This is a genomic window from Streptomyces sp. x-19, from assembly GCF_046549115.1.
Lineage (GTDB): Bacteria > Actinomycetota > Actinomycetes > Streptomycetales > Streptomycetaceae > Streptomyces > Streptomyces albulus_C.
This window is the reverse complement of sequence record NZ_JAJPWK010000002.1, coordinates 638,731-656,586: the sequence shown is the minus strand read 5'-3', so window position 1 is coordinate 656,586 and position 17,856 is coordinate 638,731. Positions and strand designations below refer to the sequence as shown.

Annotated in this window: 23 protein-coding genes; all 23 read right to left on the bottom strand. The window is 66.0% G+C overall.

The annotated features are described in order from the left end of the window. Nucleotides 1-2: 2 nt before the first annotated feature. The 23 genes from rplF to ACLJT4_RS07435 all read right to left on the bottom strand — a co-directional run bounded on the left by rplF (nt 3) and on the right by ACLJT4_RS07435 (nt 17,801). Entirely contained in the window at nt 3-542 is a 540-nt protein-coding gene (rplF, locus tag ACLJT4_RS07545; RefSeq protein WP_016571063.1) for a 50S ribosomal protein L6, read from the bottom strand. Nucleotides 543-563: 21 nt separating this feature from the next. Further along, on the bottom strand, nt 564-962 hold the full coding sequence (gene rpsH / locus ACLJT4_RS07540; protein WP_039635369.1) for a 30S ribosomal protein S8: 399 nt from the start codon (nt 960-962) through the stop codon (nt 564-566). A gap of 239 nt (nt 963-1,201) precedes the next feature. Then, nucleotides 1,202-1,387, bottom strand: a complete 186-nt coding sequence (locus ACLJT4_RS07535; RefSeq protein WP_003956452.1) for a type Z 30S ribosomal protein S14 — start codon at nt 1,385-1,387, stop codon at nt 1,202-1,204. 5 nt (nt 1,388-1,392) lie between these two features. After that, entirely contained in the window at nt 1,393-1,953 is a 561-nt protein-coding gene (gene rplE / locus ACLJT4_RS07530; RefSeq protein WP_016571061.1) for a 50S ribosomal protein L5, read from the bottom strand. Next, nucleotides 1,953-2,276: a 50S ribosomal protein L24 gene (rplX, locus tag ACLJT4_RS07525; protein ID WP_016571060.1), complete on the bottom strand. Its 324-nt coding sequence runs from the start codon at nt 2,274-2,276 to the stop codon at nt 1,953-1,955. The genes rplE and rplX overlap by 1 nt, the downstream gene beginning before the upstream one ends. A gap of 3 nt (nt 2,277-2,279) precedes the next feature. Beyond that, a complete protein-coding gene (rplN, locus tag ACLJT4_RS07520; protein ID WP_003998823.1) occupies nt 2,280-2,648 on the bottom strand; it encodes a 50S ribosomal protein L14 in 369 nt (122 codons plus the stop codon). Between the two features lie 141 nt (nt 2,649-2,789). Beyond that, a complete protein-coding gene (rpsQ, locus tag ACLJT4_RS07515) occupies nt 2,790-3,071 on the bottom strand; it encodes a 30S ribosomal protein S17 (protein ID WP_006604882.1) in 282 nt (93 codons plus the stop codon). Continuing rightward, complete coding sequence (rpmC, locus tag ACLJT4_RS07510) at nt 3,071-3,295, bottom strand: 50S ribosomal protein L29 (protein WP_344580548.1); 225 nt, start codon at nt 3,293-3,295, stop codon at nt 3,071-3,073. Before rpmC ends, rpsQ begins: the two co-directional genes overlap by 1 nt. Continuing rightward, nucleotides 3,295-3,714: a 50S ribosomal protein L16 gene (gene rplP / locus ACLJT4_RS07505; RefSeq protein WP_016571059.1), complete on the bottom strand. Its 420-nt coding sequence runs from the start codon at nt 3,712-3,714 to the stop codon at nt 3,295-3,297. Before rplP ends, rpmC begins: the two co-directional genes overlap by 1 nt. Nucleotides 3,715-3,719: 5 nt before the next feature. Then, nucleotides 3,720-4,544: a 30S ribosomal protein S3 gene (gene rpsC, locus ACLJT4_RS07500; RefSeq protein ID WP_016571058.1), complete on the bottom strand. Its 825-nt coding sequence runs from the start codon at nt 4,542-4,544 to the stop codon at nt 3,720-3,722. Beyond that, a complete protein-coding gene (gene rplV / locus ACLJT4_RS07495; protein ID WP_004571827.1) occupies nt 4,544-4,891 on the bottom strand; it encodes a 50S ribosomal protein L22 in 348 nt (115 codons plus the stop codon). The genes rpsC and rplV overlap by 1 nt, the downstream gene beginning before the upstream one ends. Before the next feature lie 44 nt (nt 4,892-4,935). Continuing rightward, nucleotides 4,936-5,217, bottom strand: coding sequence for a 30S ribosomal protein S19 (gene rpsS / locus ACLJT4_RS07490; protein ID WP_016571057.1), 282 nt, complete (start codon nt 5,215-5,217; stop codon nt 4,936-4,938). A 12-nt stretch (nt 5,218-5,229) separates the two neighbouring features. Beyond that, a complete protein-coding gene (rplB, locus tag ACLJT4_RS07485) occupies nt 5,230-6,066 on the bottom strand; it encodes a 50S ribosomal protein L2 (RefSeq protein ID WP_016571056.1) in 837 nt (278 codons plus the stop codon). A 39-nt stretch (nt 6,067-6,105) separates the two neighbouring features. Then, the gene (gene rplW / locus ACLJT4_RS07480; RefSeq protein ID WP_016571055.1) at nt 6,106-6,429 is read right to left on the bottom strand and encodes a 50S ribosomal protein L23; all 324 of its coding nucleotides are present in this window, start codon (nt 6,427-6,429) and stop codon (nt 6,106-6,108) included. Continuing rightward, nucleotides 6,429-7,079, bottom strand: coding sequence for a 50S ribosomal protein L4 (rplD, locus tag ACLJT4_RS07475; protein WP_411121520.1), 651 nt, complete (start codon nt 7,077-7,079; stop codon nt 6,429-6,431). The genes rplW and rplD overlap by 1 nt, the downstream gene beginning before the upstream one ends. An 8-nt stretch (nt 7,080-7,087) precedes the next feature. Next, nucleotides 7,088-7,732 (bottom strand): 50S ribosomal protein L3, encoded by a 645-nt coding sequence (gene rplC, locus ACLJT4_RS07470; RefSeq protein WP_016571053.1) that lies wholly within the window; start codon nt 7,730-7,732, stop codon nt 7,088-7,090. A 14-nt stretch (nt 7,733-7,746) separates the two neighbouring features. Further along, nucleotides 7,747-8,055 carry a 30S ribosomal protein S10 gene (gene rpsJ, locus ACLJT4_RS07465; protein ID WP_003948644.1) on the bottom strand — a complete coding sequence of 103 codons (309 nt, stop codon included), beginning with the start codon at nt 8,053-8,055 and terminating at the stop codon, nt 7,747-7,749. Nucleotides 8,056-8,471: 416 nt separating this feature from the next. Continuing rightward, nucleotides 8,472-9,665 carry an elongation factor Tu gene (tuf, locus tag ACLJT4_RS07460; RefSeq protein WP_016571052.1) on the bottom strand — a complete coding sequence of 398 codons (1,194 nt, stop codon included), beginning with the start codon at nt 9,663-9,665 and terminating at the stop codon, nt 8,472-8,474. A 157-nt stretch (nt 9,666-9,822) separates the two neighbouring features. After that, nucleotides 9,823-11,943 (bottom strand): elongation factor G, encoded by a 2,121-nt coding sequence (gene fusA / locus ACLJT4_RS07455; RefSeq protein WP_411121519.1) that lies wholly within the window; start codon nt 11,941-11,943, stop codon nt 9,823-9,825. Nucleotides 11,944-11,982: 39 nt separating this feature from the next. After that, complete coding sequence (gene rpsG / locus ACLJT4_RS07450; RefSeq protein ID WP_030986135.1) at nt 11,983-12,453, bottom strand: 30S ribosomal protein S7; 471 nt, start codon at nt 12,451-12,453, stop codon at nt 11,983-11,985. Between the two features lie 2 nt (nt 12,454-12,455). Next, nucleotides 12,456-12,827 carry a 30S ribosomal protein S12 gene (rpsL, locus tag ACLJT4_RS07445; RefSeq protein ID WP_003948652.1) on the bottom strand — a complete coding sequence of 124 codons (372 nt, stop codon included), beginning with the start codon at nt 12,825-12,827 and terminating at the stop codon, nt 12,456-12,458. A 382-nt stretch (nt 12,828-13,209) separates the two neighbouring features. Then, nucleotides 13,210-13,698, bottom strand: coding sequence for a DUF1707 and DUF4190 domain-containing protein (locus tag ACLJT4_RS07440; RefSeq protein ID WP_037633763.1), 489 nt, complete (start codon nt 13,696-13,698; stop codon nt 13,210-13,212). A 203-nt stretch (nt 13,699-13,901) separates the two neighbouring features. Continuing rightward, nucleotides 13,902-17,801: a DNA-directed RNA polymerase subunit beta' gene (locus ACLJT4_RS07435; RefSeq protein WP_411121518.1), complete on the bottom strand. Its 3,900-nt coding sequence runs from the start codon at nt 17,799-17,801 to the stop codon at nt 13,902-13,904. Between the last annotated feature and the right edge of the window lie 55 nt (nt 17,802-17,856).

The following is a 17,856-nucleotide window of genomic DNA, read 5'->3' as shown; positions in this document are numbered from 1 at the left end:
GCTTACTTACCCGCCTTTCCGACCTTGCGGCGGATGACTTCGCCCTCGTACTTGACGCCCTTGGCCTTGTACGGGTCGGGCTTCCGCAGCTTGCGGATGTTCGCGGCGACCTCGCCGACCTTCTGCTTGTCGATGCCCTCGACGCTGAACTTCGTCGGCGACTCGACCTTGAACGAGATGCCCTCGGGCGCCTCGATCAGGATCGGGTGGCTGTAGCCCAGGGAGAACTCCAGGTTGGAACCCTTGGCCTGGACGCGGTAACCAACACCGCTGATCTCGAGCTTCTTCACGTAGCCCTGGGTCACGCCGGTGATCATGTTCGCCACCAGCGTGCGGGACAGGCCGTGCAGGGCCTTGTTCTGACGCTCGTCGTTCGGACGGGAGACGGCGACGACGCCGTCCTCACCCTTGGCGACCTCGATGGGCGCCGCGACGGTGTGCGAAAGGGAACCCTTGGGGCCCTTCACGTTGACCGTGCGGCCCTCGATGGTGACGTCCACACCAGCGGGAACCTGGATGGGCAGCTTGCCAATGCGCGACATTAGCTATTCCTCCGTTCCCGATTACCAGACGTAGGCGAGGACTTCCCCACCCACGCCCTTCTTGCTGGCCTGCTGGCCGGTCAGGAGACCGTGGGACGTGGAGATGATCGCCACGCCCAGGCCGCCGAGGACCTTCGGCAGGTTGGTGGACTTTGCGTAGACCCGCAGACCCGGCTTCGAGATTCGCTTGATGCCGGCGATCGAGCGCTCGCGGTTCGGCCCGAACTTCAGCTCCAGGACGAGGTTCTTGCCAACCTCTGCGTCCTCGACGCTCCAGCCGGTGATGTAACCCTCCTGCTGGAGGATTTCCGCGATGTGCGACTTGATCTTGCTGTGCGGCATCGCCACGGTGTCGTGGTACGCCGAGTTCGCGTTACGCAGACGGGTCAACATGTCTGCGATGGGATCAGTCATGGTCATGAATTGGCCTTCGGCCTCTCTCGCCGGGGTTTCCTATATGCGCCATCCCTCTCCCCGATCTCGGTCGGGACGGGTGCGGCACGGGGACCTACGGCGTAGTAAGCGACGTTATGCGGGCGGAGCCCGCGGTCGGTCTCGGGCGGCGGGGCGCCCAAACCCTTCCAGCGTACGGGAAACGGGTCCGGGCCCCCACCAGCCGATTGCTTACCGAGAGCCTCCGGTAATGCCCAACTAGGGGATTACCAGGAGCTCTTGGTCACGCCCGGCAGCTCGCCACGGTGAGCCATCTCACGAAGGCACACGCGGCACAGGCCGAACTTGCGGTACACGGAGTGCGGGCGGCCACAGCGCTGGCAGCGGGTGTAGGCACGCACACCGAACTTGGGCTTACGAGCAGCCTTGGCAATAAGAGCCTTCTTCGCCATCTCGCTTACGCCTCCTTGAACGGGAAGCCGAGGTGACGAAGCAGGGCACGGCCCTCGTCGTCGTTGGTCGCCGTGGTCACCACGGTGATGTCCATACCCCGGGTACGGTCGATCTTGTCCTGGTCGATCTCGTGGAACATGACCTGCTCGGTGAGACCGAAGGTGTAGTTGCCCCGACCGTCGAACTGCTTCGGGGACAGACCACGGAAGTCGCGGATGCGCGGCAGCGCCAGCGACAGCAGGCGGTCCAGGAACTCCCACATGCGGTCACCGCGGAGGGTGACGTGGGCACCGATCGGCTGGCCCTCACGCAGCTTGAACTGCGCGATGGACTTACGGGCCTTGGTGACGGCCGGCTTCTGGCCGGTGATCGTGGTGAGGTCGCGGATGGCGCCCTCGATCAGCTTGGAGTCGCGGGCGGCGTCGCCCACACCCATGTTGACCACGATCTTGGTCAGACCGGGGATCTGCATGACGTTCTCGTAGGAGAACTCGTCCTTCAGCTTCCCGGCGATCTCTTCGCGGTAGCGCGTCTTGAGACGCGGCGCGTTGGTGGTGGCAGTCATCAGATGTCCTCACCGGTCCGCTTGGCAACGCGGATCTTGTTGCCCTCGTCGTCAAAGCGGTACCCGACGCGGGTAACGACCTTCTTGCCGTCCTGCTCCACGACCAGCTGCACGTTGCTGACGTGGACGGGGGCCTCGGTCGTCACGATGCCGCCGGTCTGCGAACCACGAGCGGTCTGTCCGGCCTTGGTGTGCTTCTTGACCCGGTTGACACCCTCGACCAGAACACGGTCCTCGCGGGGGTAGGCCGCGATGACCTTGCCCTGCTTGCCCTTGTCCTTGCCGGTGATGACCTGGACCAGGTCGCCCTTCTTGATCTTCATCGGTTACAGCACCTCCGGCGCGAGCGAGATGATCTTCATGAACTTCTTCTCGCGCAGCTCACGGCCCACGGGGCCGAAGATACGGGTGCCGCGGGGGTCGCCATCGTTCTTGAGGATGACGGCCGCGTTCTCGTCGAAGCGGATGTACGAGCCGTCCGGACGGCGGCGCTCCTTGACGGTGCGAACGATGACGGCCTTGACGACGTCACCCTTCTTCACGTTGCCACCGGGGATCGCGTCCTTGACGGTGGCGACGATGACGTCACCGATGCCCGCGTAGCGGCGACCGGAACCACCGAGAACACGGATGCAAAGGATTTCCTTCGCACCAGTGTTGTCGGCGACGCGCAGTCGCGACTCCTGCTGGATCACGTCTATCTCCTGAATGTCTGCCGGTTCCCGGCAGGGGCCCGCCCCTTACGGGACGTCAGCCCCTGCCGAGCCTGGCGGAACTGTTCCTAGGGGGTCCCCCTAGGAGGGATGTGCTTGCCTGTCGAAATCCCCGCGAGGGAATTACTTGGCCTTCTCGAGGATCTCGACGATGCGCCAGCGCTTGGTGGCGGACAGCGGCCGGGTCTCCATCAGGAGGACGCGGTCGCCGACGCCGGCAGCGTTCTGCTCGTCGTGCGCCTTGAGCTTGTTGGTACGGCGGATGACCTTGCCGTACAGCGCGTGCTTGACGCGGTCCTCGACGGCGACGACGACGGTCTTGTCCATCTTGTCGCTGACGACCAGACCCTCACGGGTCTTGCGGAAACCGCGCTCGTTCGTCTCAGTCACATTCTTCTCGCTCATCAGGCGCTCTCCACCGTCTCGATGCCGAGCTCGCGCTCCCGCATCAGGGTGTAGATCCGGGCGATGTCCTTGCGGACGGCCTTCAGCCGGCCGTGGTTCTCGAGCTGTCCCGTCGCCGCCTGGAAGCGGAGGTTGAACAGCTCCTCCTTGGCCTCACGCAGCTTGGCAACGAGGTCCTCGTTGTTCAGCTCGCGCAGCTCGGTCGCCTTGATACCGGCCGCCATCACGACTCACCTGCCTCGCGCCGCACGATGCGGCACTTCATCGGAAGCTTGTGGGCGGCGCGGGTCAGCGCCTCCTTGGCAACCTTTTCGTTCGGGAAGGACAGCTCGAACATCACCCGACCGGGCTTGACGTTCGCGATCCACCACTCCGGGGAACCCTTACCGGAACCCATGCGGGTTTCGGCCGGCTTCTTCGTCAGCGGGCGGTCGGGGTAGATGTTGATCCACACCTTGCCGCCACGCTTGATGTGACGCGTCATGGCGATACGAGCGGACTCGATCTGACGGTTCGTCACGTAGGCCGCGGTGACGGCCTGAATGCCGTACTCACCGAAGGCAAGCTCGGTACCGCCCTTGGCCATACCGTTCCGCTTCGGGTGGTGCTGCTTGCGGTGCTTGACCCTGCGAGGGATCAGCATGTCGGTCAGCCCTCCGTTCCAGGGTTCTCCGCCGGAGCAGCGGCAGCGGCCTCGGCCTTGGGGGCCTCGGCAGCCGGCGCCTGCTGCTGCGGCTTGCGGCCGCGGCCGCCACGCTCGCCACCACGACGCGGGCGCTCGTTGCCACCACCACGGGCCGGGCGGTTGCCCGCACGGGCGGCGGCGTTCTCGGCACGCACCTCGGCGATGTTCTTGACGTCGCCCTTGTAGATCCAGACCTTCACGCCGATACGGCCGAAGGTGGTCTTGGCCTCGAAGAAGCCGTAGTCGACGTTCGCGCGGAGCGTGTGCAGGGGCACACGGCCCTCGCGGTAGAACTCCGAACGGGACATCTCGGCGCCGCCGAGACGGCCACCACACTGGATCTTGATGCCCTTGGCGCCGGCCTTCATCGTCGACTGCATGCTCTTACGCATGGCGCGACGGAAGGAGACGCGGGAGGACAGCTGCTCGGCGACGGCCTGGGCCACCAGCTGAGCGTCGGTCTCGGGGTTCTTGACCTCGAGGATGTTCAGCTGGACCTGCTTGCCGGTCAGCTTCTCCAGCTCACCGCGGATGCGGTCGGCCTCGGCGCCGCGGCGGCCGATGACGATGCCCGGGCGAGCGGTGTGGATGTCAACGCGGACGCGCTCACGGGTGCGCTCGATCTCCACCTTGGAGATGCCGGCGCGCTCCATGCCCTTCGTCATCATGCGACGAATGGCGACGTCTTCCTTGACGTAGTCCTTGTACAGCTTGTCGGCGTACCAACGCGACTTGAAGTCGGTGGTGATGCCGAGCCGGAACCCATGCGGGTTTACCTTCTGGCCCATTACCGGGTTCCTTCCTTGCTGCTGACGACCACGGTGATGTGGCTGGTCCGCTTACGGATCCGGTAGGCACGGCCCTGGGCACGCGGACGGAACCGCTTCAGGGTCGGGCCCTCATCCACGTACGCCTCGCTGATGACCAGCGAAGAGGCGTCGGTGTGGTCGTAGTTGTGCGCGGCGTTGGCAATGGCGCTGTCCAGCACCTTGCCCACCGGCACGCTCGCGGCCTGCGGGGCGAAACGCAGGACCGCCTGAGCCTCCGTGGCATCCATGCCACGGATAAGGTCCACCACGCGGCGGGCCTTCATGGGCGTGACGCGGATGTACCGCGCCTGGGCCCTGGCTTCCATGGTTGTCCCTTCGGTGTCAGTCATAGTCTTCGCACTCCGGTCGATCAGCGACGACGCGACTTGCGGTCGTCCTTCTCGTGGCCGCGGAAGGTGCGGGTCGGCGCAAACTCGCCGAGCTTGTGGCCGACCATCGACTCGGTGACGAACACCGGGACGTGCTTGCGGCCGTCGTGCACCGCGATCGTGTGGCCGAGCATGGCCGGGACGATCATGGAGCGGCGGGACCAGGTCTTGATGACGTTCTTGGTGCCTGCGTCGTTCTGTACGTCCACCTTCTTGGCGAGGTGGTCGTCGACGAAGGGCCCCTTCTTGAGACTGCGCGGCATCTAAACCCGCTCCTAGCGCTTCTTGTTCGTCTTGCGGCGGCGGACGATGTACTTGTTGCTGGCCTTCTTCGGCGAGCGAGTACGACCCTCCTTCTTGCCCCAGGGCGAGACCGGGTGGCGACCACCGGAAGTCTTGCCCTCACCACCACCGTGCGGGTGGTCAACCGGGTTCATCACGACACCACGCACGGTCGGGCGGACGCCCTTCCAGCGCATGCGGCCGGCCTTGCCCCAGTTGATGTTCGACTGCTCGGCGTTGCCGACCTCGCCAACAGTGGCGCGGCAGCGGACGTCGACCAGGCGGATCTCGCCGGACGGCATGCGCAGGTGGGCCATGGAGCCCTCACGCGCCAGCAGCTGCACGGAGGCACCCGCGGAGCGGGCGAACTTCGCGCCGCCGCCGGGCCGCAGCTCGATGGCGTGGATGGTCGTACCGACCGGGATGTTGCGCAGCGGCAGGTTGTTGCCCGGCTTGATGTCGGCGCCAGCGCCGTTCTCAATCCGGTCACCCTGCTGCAGGCCGCGCGGCGCGATGATGTAGCGCTTCTCGCCGTCCGCGTAGTGCAGCAGCGCGATGCGCGCGGTGCGGTTGGGGTCGTACTCGATGTGCGCGACCTTGGCCGGCACGCCGTCCTTGTCGTGACGACGGAAGTCGATCACGCGGTAGGCGCGCTTGTGGCCACCGCCCTGGTGGCGAACGGTCACACGACCGGCGTTGTTACGGCCGCCCTTGCTGTGCAGCGGGCGGACCAGCGACTTCTCCGGCGTGGACCGCGTGATCTCGACAAAGTCGGCGACGCTGGAGCCACGACGGCCCGGGGTCGTCGGCTTGTACTTGCGGATACCCATTTCTCAGTCCTCGTCCGATTCCGGACGACTCGGACTCCGTTAGGAGACCGGGCCGCCGAAGATGTCGATACGGTCGCCCTCGGCGAGGGTCACGATGGCGCGCTTGGTGTCAGCGCGCTTACCGAAACCGGTCTTGGTGCGCTTGCGCTTACCCTGACGGTTAATCGTGTTGACCCCGGTGACCTTGACCGAGAAGACCGCCTCGACGGCCTGCTTGATCTGGGTCTTGTTCGAGCCGGGCGCGACGATGAACGTGTACTTGTTCTCGTCCAGCAGCGCGTAGCTCTTCTCGGACACAACCGGCTTGACGAGGACGTCACGCGGGTCCGTGAAGGTCTTGCTGGTGACGACGGCCTCACTCATCAGGCGTCGCTCCCTTCGGTCTCAACGGCCTTGGGGCCAGACACGAAGGACTCGAAGGCGGCCTTGGTGAAGACCACGTCGTCGGAGACGAGCACGTCGTACGTGTTCAGCTGGCCCGGCTCCAGGATGTGCACCTGGGGCAGGTTACGGGCGGACAGCCACGCGGCCTCGTCGGAGCGCTCGGCGACCAGCAGGACGTGCTTGCGGTCGCTGACCTTGCCGAGCAGGCCCTTGGCGGCCTTGGTGGACACCGCGCCGTCGACCACGCCGGAGACGACGTGGATGCGGCTGTGGCGGGCCCGGTCCGAGAGGGCACCGCGCAGCGCGGCGGCCTTCATCTTCTTCGGGGTCCGCTGGCTGTAGTCACGCGGCTGCGGGCCGTGGACGACGCCACCACCGGCGAACTGCGGCGCACGGGTCGAACCCTGGCGCGCGCGGCCGGTGCCCTTCTGGCGGTACGGCTTCTTGCCACCGCCGCGGACCTCGCCACGGGTCTTGGTCTTGTGCGTGCCCTGACGGGCAGCGGCCAGCTGTGCGACGACGACCTGGTGGATCAGCGGAACGCTGACCTTCGCGTCGAAGATCTCCGAGGGGAGCTCGACGGTCCCGGCCTTGTCGCCTGCCGGCGAAAGGATGTCAATGGTGCTCATCGGTTACCTCAGGCCCCCTTGGCCGCGGTACGGACCAGGACGAGGCCGCCGTTCGGACCAGGAACTGCGCCCTTGATGAGCAGCAGACCCTTCTCCGCGTCAACGGCGTGGACGGTCAGGTTCTGGGTGGTGACCCGCTCATTGCCCATACGGCCGGCCATCCGCATGCCCTTGAACACGCGGCCCGGGGTGGCGCAGCCACCGATGGAACCAGGCTTACGGTGCACGCGGTGGGCACCGTGCGATGCCTTGCCGCCGTGGAAGCCGTGACGCTTCATGACGCCGGCGAAGCCCTTGCCCTTGCTCTTGCCGGTCACGTCCACCTTGACGCCGGACTCGAAGGTCTCAGCGGTCAGCTCCTGGCCGAGGGTGTACTCGCCGGCATCGGCGGTACGGACCTCGACGAGGTGGCGACGGGGGGTGACGTCGGCCTTCGCGAAGTGGCCCTTGAGAGGCTTGTTCACCTTGCGCGGGTCGATCTCGCCGAAGGCGATCTGGACGGAGTCGTAGCCGTCCTGGTCATTGGTGCGCACCTGGGTAACGACGCAGGGGCCGGCCTTCACCACGGTCACCGGGACGACACGGTTGTTCTCGTCCCAGACCTGGGTCATGCCGAGCTTCTCGCCCAGGAGCCCCTTGATCTGCTTAGCCATCTCTTCCGCGCCTCTCAGAGCTTGATCTCGATGTCAACGCCGGCCGGAAGGTCCAGGCGCATCAGCGAGTCAACGGTCTTGGGCGTCGGGTCGAGGATGTCGATCAGGCGCTTGTGCGTGCGCATCTCGAAGTGCTCGCGCGAGTCCTTGTACTTGTGCGGCGACTTGATGACGCAGTACACGTTCTTCTCAGTGGGCAGCGGCACCGGGCCCGCGACCGACGCACCAGTGCGGGTCACCGTCTCGACGATCTTCTTCGCCGAGGAGTCGATGACCTCGTGGTCGTAGGCCTTGAGCCGGATGCGGATCTTCTGTCCCGCCATGGCTACTTCGTAGTCCTGTCTCTCGTAACGCTCTGGGACCCGGGAGGTCACCGTTCTTCTCCGACCCACGCGGTCGGGCGTGTCGCACCCCTTCTCGTAAATCTCCACATGGAAGATCCCTCGAGGAGGAGAACGTGGGGGAAGAACACCCACCGGGCGCCTGGAGGAGGCACCCCGCTGACGCTTCCCGGAAGATTCCCGTACTTCCGCCCCTGAAAAGGAACGACGAATACCTGGGACTCGCTTCCGGTCCCCCCGGCGGGAGGCGCGCAGCATCGGCACTCAACCGAGCAACCTGGACAGTGTGCCACACGGGCCGCGCGTAAGGCCAATCGAGGCCCAACTGTCAAGAAGCCCCGCCCACCTGGTGGCGAGCGGGGCTTCCCGAACTACTACCGGATCAACCGGAGACCGTCTTACTTGACGATCTTGGTGACCTGGCCGGCGCCGACGGTCCGGCCACCCTCACGGATGGCGAACTTCAGGCCCTCTTCCATCGCGACGGGCTGGATGAGGTCCACCTTCATCTCGGTGTTGTCACCCGGCATGACCATCTCGGTGCCCTCGGGGAGGGTCACAACACCGGTCACGTCAGTCGTACGGAAGTAGAACTGCGGACGGTAGTTGTTGAAGAACGGCGTGTGACGGCCACCCTCGTCCTTGGACAGGATGTAGGCCTGCGCCTCGAACTCGGTGTGCGGGGTGACCGAGCCCGGCTTGATGATGACCTGGCCGCGCTCGACGTCCTCGCGCTTGATGCCGCGGAGCAGCAGACCGACGTTCTCACCGGCCTGGCCCTCATCGAGCAGCTTGCGGAACATCTCGATACCGGTGACGGTGGTCGAGGTCTTCTCCTGCTTGATGCCGATGATGTCGACGGTCTCGTTGACCTTGAGGATGCCGCGCTCGATACGACCGGTGACGACGGTGCCACGACCGGTGATCGTGAAGACGTCCTCGATCGGCATCAGGAACGGCTTGTCGACGTCGCGCTCGGGCTGCGGGATCGACTCGTCGACGGCCTTCATCAGCTCGAGGACGGAGTTGCCCCACTCCTTGTCGCCCTCAAGGGCCTTCAGGGCGGAGACCTTGACGACCGGAACGTCGTCGCCGGGGAACTCGTACTCGGAGAGGAGCTCACGGACCTCGAGCTCGACGAGCTCCAGGATCTCCTCGTCGTCCACCATGTCGGCCTTGTTCAGGGCGACGACGATGTACGGAACGCCGACCTGGCGGGCCAGGAGCACGTGCTCCTTGGTCTGCGGCATCGGGCCGTCGGTGGCGGCGACCACGAGGATGGCGCCGTCCATCTGCGCGGCACCCGTGATCATGTTCTTGATGTAGTCCGCGTGACCGGGGCAGTCAACGTGGGCGTAGTGACGCGTCTCGGTCTGGTACTCGACGTGCGCGATGGAGATGGTGATACCGCGCTGGCGCTCCTCAGGAGCCTTGTCGATCTGGTCGAAGGCCGAGGCCTCGTTCAGGTCCGGGTACGCGTCGTGCAGCACCTTGGTAATGGCGGCCGTGAGGGTCGTCTTACCGTGGTCGATGTGACCGATGGTGCCGATGTTGACGTGCGGCTTAGTCCGCTCGAACTTCGCCTTCGCCACTGGGGTCCTCCTGTGGAGTGGTTCTGTACGCCTTACTCATCGGCGCCAGGTGATCTTTGCTGGATAGCCCGGGGCCCGGGGGCATTCCTCCGCTGTTGCGGCGGAATGCCCCGGCAGGCTCCGGAGTCAAGCCTAGAGCGTGAACTCGGGGGGTGAGTTACTCGCCCTTGGCCTTGGCGATGATCTCCTCGGCGACGTTCTTGGGAACCTCGGCGTAGGAGTCGAACTGCATCGAGTAGCTCGCGCGACCCGACGTCTTGCTGCGGAGGTCTCCGACGTAGCCGAACATCTCCGAGAGCGGAACCAGGCCCGTGACGAGCTTGGCGCCGGCGCGGTCCTCCATGGACTGGATCTGACCACGGCGGGAGTTGATGTCGCCGATCACGTCGCCCATGTAGTCCTCGGGCGTGGTGACCTCGACCTTCATCATCGGCTCGAGCAGGGCCGGGCTGGCCTTGCGGGCGGCCTCCTTGAAGGCCATCGAGCCGGCGATCTTGAACGCCATTTCCGACGAGTCGACCTCGTGGAACGCGCCGTCGAGGAGGGTGACCTTGACACCGGTCAGCGGGTAGCCGGCGAGAACACCGAACTCCATGGCCTCCTGGCAGCCCGCGTCCACGGACGGGATGTACTCCCGCGGGATGCGGCCACCGGTGACCTTGTTCTCGAACTCGTACCCGTCGCCCTCGAGCGGCGCGAGCGCGATCTGCACCTTCGCGAACTGGCCGGAACCACCAGTCTGCTTCTTGTGCGTGTAGTCGAGGCGCTCGACCGGCTTGCGCAGGGTCTCGCGGTACGCGACCTGCGGCTTGCCGACGTTGGCCTCGACCCGGAACTCACGCTTCATACGGTCGACCAGCACGTCGAGGTGCAGCTCGCCCATACCCGCGATGATGGTCTGGCCGGTCTCCTCGTCGGTGTGCACCTGGAACGAGGGGTCTTCCTCGGCGAGACGCTGGATGGCGACACCCAGCTTCTCCTGGTCGCCCTTGGACTTGGGCTCAATGGCGACCTGGATGACCGGAGCCGGGAACTCCATCGACTCGAGGATCACCGGGGAACCCGCGTCGCAGAGGGTCTCACCGGTGGTGGTCTGCTTCAGACCCATGACGGCGACGATGTCGCCGGCACCCACCGCGTCGATCTCCTCACGCTTGTTCGCGTGCATCCGGTAGATCTTGCCGATGCGCTCCTTCTTGCCCTTCACCGAGTTCTGCACCTGCGTGCCGGCCTCGAGGCGGCCCGAGTACACCCGGATGAAGGTGAGCTTGCCCAGGTGGGGGTCGCTCGCAATCTTGAACGCGAGGGCGGCCAGCGGCTCGTCCTCGGACGGGCGGCGCTTGATGACCTCGTCCGGGTCGTTGACCGCGTGGCCCTCAATGGCCTCGACGTCCAACGGGGAGGGGAGGTAGCGCACGACCGCGTCGAGCAGGGGCTGCACGCCCTTGTTCTTGAACGCGGTACCGCAGAACACCGGCGTGACGGTGGTGACGTCGGCGTTGCCGGAGGCGATGGTGATGCGACGGATCGCGGCGTAGAGCTGCTCCTCGGTGGGCTCCTGGCCCTCCAGGTACAGCTCCATGACCTCTTCGTCGTTCTCGGCCACGGTCTCGAGGAGCTTGCCGCGCCACTCGTCGGCAGCCTCGATGTGCGTGTCCGGGATGTCGACGGTGTCGTACATCTCGCCCTTGGCGGCCTCGGCGGACCAGACCAGGGCCTTCATCGACACCAGGTCGACGACGCCCTTGAAGTCGGCCTCGGTGCCGATCGGCAGCTGCATCACGATCGGGGTCGCGCCCAGGCGATCCGTGATCATGTCGACGCAGCGGTGGAACTCGGCACCGGTCCGGTCGAGCTTGTTGACGAAGCAGATACGCGGAACGCCGTAGCGGTCCGCCTGACGCCAAACGGTCTCGGACTGGGGCTCGACACCGGCGACGCCGTCGAACACCGTCACCGCACCGTCGAGCACGCGCAGCGAGCGCTCCACCTCGACGGTGAAGTCGACGTGGCCCGGGGTGTCGATGATGTTGATGGTGTTGTCGACGTTGTCCAGCGGCCAGTGGCAGGTCGTCGCGGCAGACGTGATCGTGATGCCGCGCTCCTGCTCCTGCTCCATCCAGTCCATCGTGGCAGCGCCGTCGTGGACTTCACCGATCTTGTAAGAAACACCGGTGTAGAACAGGATCCGCTCGGTGGTGGTCGTCTTGCCCGCGTCGATGTGGGCCATGATCCCGATGTTGCGGACCTTGGCCAGGTCAAGCGAAGTGGTAGCCATAGTGGCTCAGTCTTCTCTCGGTCTCGATGTGGGTTGCGACTACCAGCGGTAGTGCGCGAAGGCCTTGTTGGACTCGGCCATCTTGTGCGTGTCCTCACGCTTCTTGACCGAAGCGCCGAGGCCGTTGGAGGCGTCGAGCAGTTCGTTCATGAGGCGCTCGGTCATGGTCTTCTCGCGGCGGGCGCGGGAGTAGCCCACGAGCCAGCGGAGCGAGAGGGTCGCGGCGCGGCCGGGCTTGACCTCGATCGGGACCTGGTAGGTCGCGCCACCGACACGGCGGGACTTGACCTCAAGGGTCGGCTTGATGTTCTCCAGCGCGCGCTTCAGCGTGATGACCGGGTCGTTGCCGGTCTTCTCACGCAGACCCTCCATGGCGCCGTAAACGATGCGCTCGGCGGTGGAGCGCTTTCCGTTCAGCAGCACCTTGTTGATGAGGGAGGTCACCAGAGGAGAGCCGTAGACCGGGTCGATGATGACCGGGCGCTTCGGGGCGGGGCCCTTACGAGGCATTCTTACTTCTCCTTCTTGGCGCCGTAGCGGCTGCGAGCCTGCTTGCGGTTCTTGACGCCCTGCGTGTCGAGGGAGCCGCGGATGATCTTGTACCGAACACCCGGCAGGTCCTTCACACGGCCGCCGCGCACGAGCACGATCGAGTGCTCCTGCAGGTTGTGGCCCTCACCCGGAATGTAAGCGGTGACCTCGATCCCACTGGTCAGACGCACACGCGCGACCTTACGCAGGGCCGAGTTCGGCTTCTTCGGGGTGGTCGTGAACACACGCGTGCAGACGCCACGGCGCTGGGGCGAACCCTCGAGTGCGGGCGTCTTGTTCTTCTCGACCTTGTCCTGCCGGCCCTTACGGACCAGCTGCTGGATCGTAGGCACTACTTCTCCGGTTTCTGTGTGCCAGTCTCGGTAAAGCTAACCTGGAACATTCCCCGACCCACGCGGTCGGGTGTGTCGAACACTGCAGACCTGTCCTCGCTGGGACGAGGGCGGCGGCAGATTGCGGTGTCAAAACCCGGCTTCCGCGCTGCCGGGACTCTCCGGCCGGGATCCTCCTGGGCCTTGAACGGCCCGGGCGGTACCCCCGGGCGGGAGAAGGCGCGCACGGCAGCCCAGGGACACCCCAGGCACAAGGTCAGAGCGTACCTAGCGCATTGGCTGCGGTCAAAACAAATGCACACGCGAAGGACACGCCGGACTCCCCCGGCGTTGCCGCCACCGTAGTGGGATCAACGGCACTACGGAAGCAGGAACGGCGCCGTCAGGAGTGGCTCACCGCCACCAGCGCCATCACCAGGAAGAACAGTGCCCAGGCTCCGATCCCGAGCCAACCGAGCACCAAACCGGCGACCGCCTGACCGTCCCCCCGCTCCCCCGTGCGCCGGATCTCCGCCCGCGCCTTGTGCCCCAGGATCACCGCGGGGATCGAGGTCAGCCCCCAGGTGAACGGCGCTATCAGTCCGCAGACCAGCGCTCCGGTGGCCGAACCGTTGGTGCTCGGCGGCATCGGCATCTGCATCGGGAGGAACGTCGCGGGCACCGCGGGCATCGGGGGCCGCGGTGCGAACTGCGCCTGCGGAACCGGCCCCTGCGGCAGGTCGGCGACCAGCATCTGGAGCTCGGCGTGGGTCTGCGCCTGATAGGCCCGGCCGATCCGCTGCTCGTACTCCGGCTGTCCCAACCGCCCCTCGGCGAAGCCCGCCTTCAGCACGTCCACCGCCCGCTCGCGATCGGCGTGCGAGGCCCGCATGGCCGGCACCTGGTACGGGTTCTGCGCGGGCTGCCCACCCTGCCACGGCTGGAATGCCATGTCGCGAACCTCCCCCCGCTCAACAGTTGTCCCCATCCTCTCATCACAGACGCGGCATTGGGAGGACAAGTTCCCGCGGCCCGCCGAACGCCGCAGGGCGGCCACCCCGTTGGGGTGACCGCCCTGCGAAGGCGCATGTGGCCTTACTGGTTGTACGGACCGTAGTCGTAGTCCTCCAGCGGGACCGCCTGGCCGGAACCGGTGCCGAAGGGCGAGTAGTCGATGTCGTCGTAACCGACGGCCGAGTACATCGCGGCCTTGGCCTCCTCGGTGGGCTCGACCCGGATGTTGCGGTAGCGGGACAGACCCGTACCGGCCGGGATGAGCTTACCGATGATGACGTTCTCCTTGAGGCCGATGAGGCTGTCGGACTTGGCGTTGATCGCCGCGTCCGTCAGCACTCGGGTCGTCTCCTGGAAGGAGGCGGCCGACAGCCAGGATTCCGTCGCCAGCGAAGCCTTGGTGATACCCATCAGCTGCGGACGGCCGGAGGCCGGGTGGCCGCCTTCCGCCACCACGCGACGGTTCTCGCCCTCGAACTTCGAGCGCTCCACGAGCTCGCCCGGCAGCAGCTCCGCGTCGCCGGACTCGATGATCGTCACGCGGCGCAGCATCTGCCGGATGATGATCTCGATGTGCTTGTCGTGGATCGCCACGCCCTGGCTGTTGTAGACCTTCTGGACCTCGCCGACCAGGTGGACCTGGACGGCACGCTGACCCAGGATCCGCAGCACGTCGTGCGGGTTGATCGCACCGACGGTCAGCGGCTGGCCGACCTGCACGTGGTCACCCTCGGTCACCAGCATGCGAGCACGCTTGGAGACCGGGTAGGCCGTCTCGTCGCTGCCGTCGTCCGGCGTGACGATGACCTTCTTGGTCTTCTCGGTCTCCTCGATCCGGACGCGGCCGGCCGCCTCCGAGATCGGGGCGACGCCCTTGGGCGTACGGGCCTCGAAGAGCTCGACGACACGCGGCAGACCCAGGGTGATGTCGTCACCGGCCACACCACCGGTGTGGAAGGTACGCATCGTCAGCTGGGTGCCGGGCTCACCGATGGACTGGGCGGCGATGATGCCGACCGCCTCACCGATGTCGACCAGCTTGCCGGTGGCCAGCGAACGGCCGTAGCAGAAGGCGCAGGTACCGACCGCGGACTCACAGGTCAGGACCGAGCGGGTCTTGACCTCCTCCACGCCGTGCGCGATCAGCTGGTCGATCAGCACGTCACCAAGGTCGACGTTGGCCGGGGCGATGACCTTGCCGTCGACCACGACGTCCTCGGCGAGCATCCGCGCGTACACGGAGGACTCGACGTCGTCCGCCTTGCGCAGGATGCCGTCCGCGCCCTTCGAACCGATCCGCAGCTTCAGGCCGCGCTCGGTGCCGCAGTCCTCCTCGCGAATGATGACGTCCTGGGAGACGTCGACCAGACGACGGGTGAGGTAACCGGAGTCGGCGGTACGCAGGGCGGTGTCGGCCAGACCCTTACGGGCACCGTGGGTGGAGATGAAGTACTCCAGCACGGACAGGCCCTCACGGAACGACGCCTTGATCGGACGCGGGATCGTCTCGTTCTTGGCGTTCGACACCAGACCACGCATACCCGCGATCTGACGCATCTGCATCATGTTTCCGCGCGCACCCGAGTCCACCATCATGAAGATGGGGTTGGTCTTCGGGAAGTTCTCGTTCATCGCCTCGGCAACCTCGTTGGTCGCCTTGGTCCAGATGTTGATGAGTTCCTGCGTGCGCTCGTCCTTGGTGATCAGACCGCGCTCGTACTGCTTCTGGACCTTCTCGTCCTGCGCCTCGTAACCGGAGACGATCGCCTTCTTGGCCTCCGGCACGACGATGTCGGAGACGGCGACGGTGACGCCGGAACGGGTGGCCCAGTAGAAGCCGGACGCCTTCAGGTTGTCGAGCGTCGCCGCCACGATGACCTTCGGGTAGCGCTCGGCCAGGTCGTTGACGATCGCGGAGAGCTGCTTCTTGCCCACCGAGTAGTCGACGAACGGGTAGTCCTCGGGCAGCAGCTCGTTGAAGAGCGCGCGACCCAGGGTCGTCCGCAGCCGGAAGCTGTCGCCCTGCTGCCACTCCGGCTCGCCCTCGACCGGGGCCGGCGGGGTCCAGCCGCGCGGCGGCACCGTGCCGATCGGGAAGCGGATGTCGACCTTCGCCTGGAGCGAGAGCTCCTTGGCGTCGAACGCCATGATCGCCTCGGCGGCCGAGCCGAACGCCCGGCCCTCACCGATGACCTTGCGCTCCTCTTCATCCGTGGTCAGGAAGAAGAGGCCCAGCACCATGTCCTGGGTCGGCATGGTGACCGGACGGCCGTCGGCCGGCTTGAGGATGTTGTTCGAGGACAGCATCAGGATGCGGGCCTCGGCCTGCGCCTCCGCGGAGAGCGGCAGGTGGACGGCCATCTGGTCACCGTCGAAGTCCGCGTTGAACGCGGTGCAGACGAGCGGGTGGATCTGGATGGCCTTGCCCTCGACCAGCTGCGGCTCGAAGGCCTGGATGCCGAGGCGGTGCAGGGTGGGTGCACGGTTCAGCAGCACCGGGTGCTCGGCGATGACCTCTTCGAGGACGTCGTACACCACGGTGCGGCCACGCTCGACCATGCGCTTCGCCGACTTGATGTTCTGCGCGTGGTTGAGGTCCACCAGGCGCTTCATCACGAACGGCTTGAAGAGCTCCAGCGCCATGGCCTTGGGCAGACCGCACTGGTGCAGCTTCAGCTGCGGGCCGACGACGATGACGGAACGCGCAGAGTAGTCCACACGCTTGCCGAGCAGGTTCTGACGGAATCGACCCTGCTTGCCCTTGAGCATGTCGCTGAGGGACTTCAGCGGACGGTTGCCGGGGCCCGTCACCGGGCGACCACGACGGCCGTTGTCGAAGAGCGCGTCGACGGCCTCCTGGAGCATGCGCTTCTCGTTGTTCACGATGATCTCGGGCGCGCCGAGGTCGAGAAGCCGCTTCAGGCGGTTGTTGCGGTTGATGACGCGGCGGTACAGGTCGTTCAGGTCGGAGGTCGCGAAGCGGCCACCGTCCAGCTGCACCATCGGACGCAGGTCCGGCGGGATGACCGGGATGCAGTCCAGCACCATGCCCTTGGGGCTGTTGCGGGTCTGCAGGAAGGCGGAGACGACCTTCAGGCGCTTGAGCGCACGGGTCTTCTTCTGGCCCTTGCCGGTCCGGATGATCTCGCGGAGGCGCTCGGCCTCCTCGTCGAGGTCGAAGGTCTCCAGGCGCTTCTGCAGCGCGGCGGCGCCCATGGAGCCGTCGAAGTACGTGCCGAAGCGGTCACGCAGCTCGCGGTAGAGGAGCTCGTCGCCCTCCAGGTCCTGGACCTTGAGGTTCTTGAAGCGGCTCCAGACCTCGTCGAGACGGTCGATCTCGCGCTGCGCGCGGTCGCGCAGCTGCTTCATCTCGCGCTCGGCACCCTCACGCACCTTGCGGCGCGCGTCGGCCTTGGCACCCTCGGCCTCAAGCTCGGCCAGGTCGGTCTCGAGCTTCTTGGCGCGGGCCTCCAGGTCGGAGTCGCGACGCTGCTCGATCTGCTGGCGCTCGACGGAGACGTGCGCCTCCAGCGAGGGCAGGTCGCGCGTACGGCGCTCCTCGTCCACCCACGTGATCATGTAGGCGGCGAAGTAGATGACCTTCTCAAGGTCCTTGGGCGCGAGGTCCAGCAGGTAGCCCAGCCGGCTCGGCACACCCTTGAAGTACCAGATGTGGGTCACGGGAGCGGCCAGCTCGATGTGGCCCATCCGCTCACGACGCACCTTGGCGCGCGTGACCTCGACGCCACAGCGCTCGCAGATGATGCCCTTGAAGCGGACGCGCTTGTACTTGCCGCAGTAGCACTCCCAGTCCCGGGTCGGACCGAAGATCTTCTCGCAGAAGAGTCCGTCCTTTTCGGGCTTCAGGGTGCGGTAGTTGATGGTCTCGGGCTTCTTGACCTCGCCGTGGCTCCACTGACGGATGTCGTCAGCGGTGGCCAGACCGATCCGGAGCTCATCGAAGAAGTTGACGTCGAGCACTATGCGTCAATCCCTCTCAGGGTTGTAAGTCTGTGGTCTGAAACGGGGGTCGCGG

Coding starts and splice junctions, on each gene's coding strand:
- rpsC (WP_016571058.1), bottom strand. CDS start 4,544: ATGGGCCAGAAGGTAAACCCGCATGGGTTCCGGCTCGGCATCACCACC.
- rpsS (WP_016571057.1), bottom strand. CDS start 5,217: ATGCCGCGCAGTCTCAAGAAGGGGCCCTTCGTCGACGACCACCTCGCC.
- rplW (WP_016571055.1), bottom strand. CDS start 6,429: ATGAGTGAGGCCGTCGTCACCAGCAAGACCTTCACGGACCCGCGTGAC.
- rplB (WP_016571056.1), bottom strand. CDS start 6,066: ATGGGTATCCGCAAGTACAAGCCGACGACCCCGGGCCGTCGTGGCTCC.
- rpsG (WP_030986135.1), bottom strand. CDS start 12,453: ATGCCTCGTAAGGGCCCCGCCCCGAAGCGCCCGGTCATCATCGACCCG.
- rplC (WP_016571053.1), bottom strand. CDS start 7,732: ATGGCTAAGCAGATCAAGGGGCTCCTGGGCGAGAAGCTCGGCATGACC.
- rplD (WP_411121520.1), bottom strand. CDS start 7,079: ATGAGCACCATTGACATCCTTTCGCCGGCAGGCGACAAGGCCGGGACC.
- rpsJ (WP_003948644.1), bottom strand. CDS start 8,055: ATGGCGGGACAGAAGATCCGCATCCGGCTCAAGGCCTACGACCACGAG.
- ACLJT4_RS07535 (WP_003956452.1), bottom strand. CDS start 1,387: ATGGCGAAGAAGGCTCTTATTGCCAAGGCTGCTCGTAAGCCCAAGTTC.
- ACLJT4_RS07440 (WP_037633763.1), bottom strand. CDS start 13,698: ATGCGGGCCTCGCACGCCGATCGCGAGCGGGCGGTGGACGTGCTGAAG.
- rplV (WP_004571827.1), bottom strand. CDS start 4,891: ATGGAAGCCAGGGCCCAGGCGCGGTACATCCGCGTCACGCCCATGAAG.
- rplX (WP_016571060.1), bottom strand. CDS start 2,276: ATGAAGATCAAGAAGGGCGACCTGGTCCAGGTCATCACCGGCAAGGAC.
- rplF (WP_016571063.1), bottom strand. CDS start 542: ATGTCGCGCATTGGCAAGCTGCCCATCCAGGTTCCCGCTGGTGTGGAC.
- rplE (WP_016571061.1), bottom strand. CDS start 1,953: ATGACTGCCACCACCAACGCGCCGCGTCTCAAGACGCGCTACCGCGAA.
- rpsQ (WP_006604882.1), bottom strand. CDS start 3,071: ATGAGCGAGAAGAATGTGACTGAGACGAACGAGCGCGGTTTCCGCAAG.
- fusA (WP_411121519.1), bottom strand. CDS start 11,943: ATGGCTACCACTTCGCTTGACCTGGCCAAGGTCCGCAACATCGGGATC.
- rplP (WP_016571059.1), bottom strand. CDS start 3,714: ATGCTGATCCCTCGCAGGGTCAAGCACCGCAAGCAGCACCACCCGAAG.
- rpmC (WP_344580548.1), bottom strand. CDS start 3,295: ATGGCGGCCGGTATCAAGGCGACCGAGCTGCGCGAGCTGAACAACGAG.
- rpsH (WP_039635369.1), bottom strand. CDS start 962: ATGACCATGACTGATCCCATCGCAGACATGTTGACCCGTCTGCGTAAC.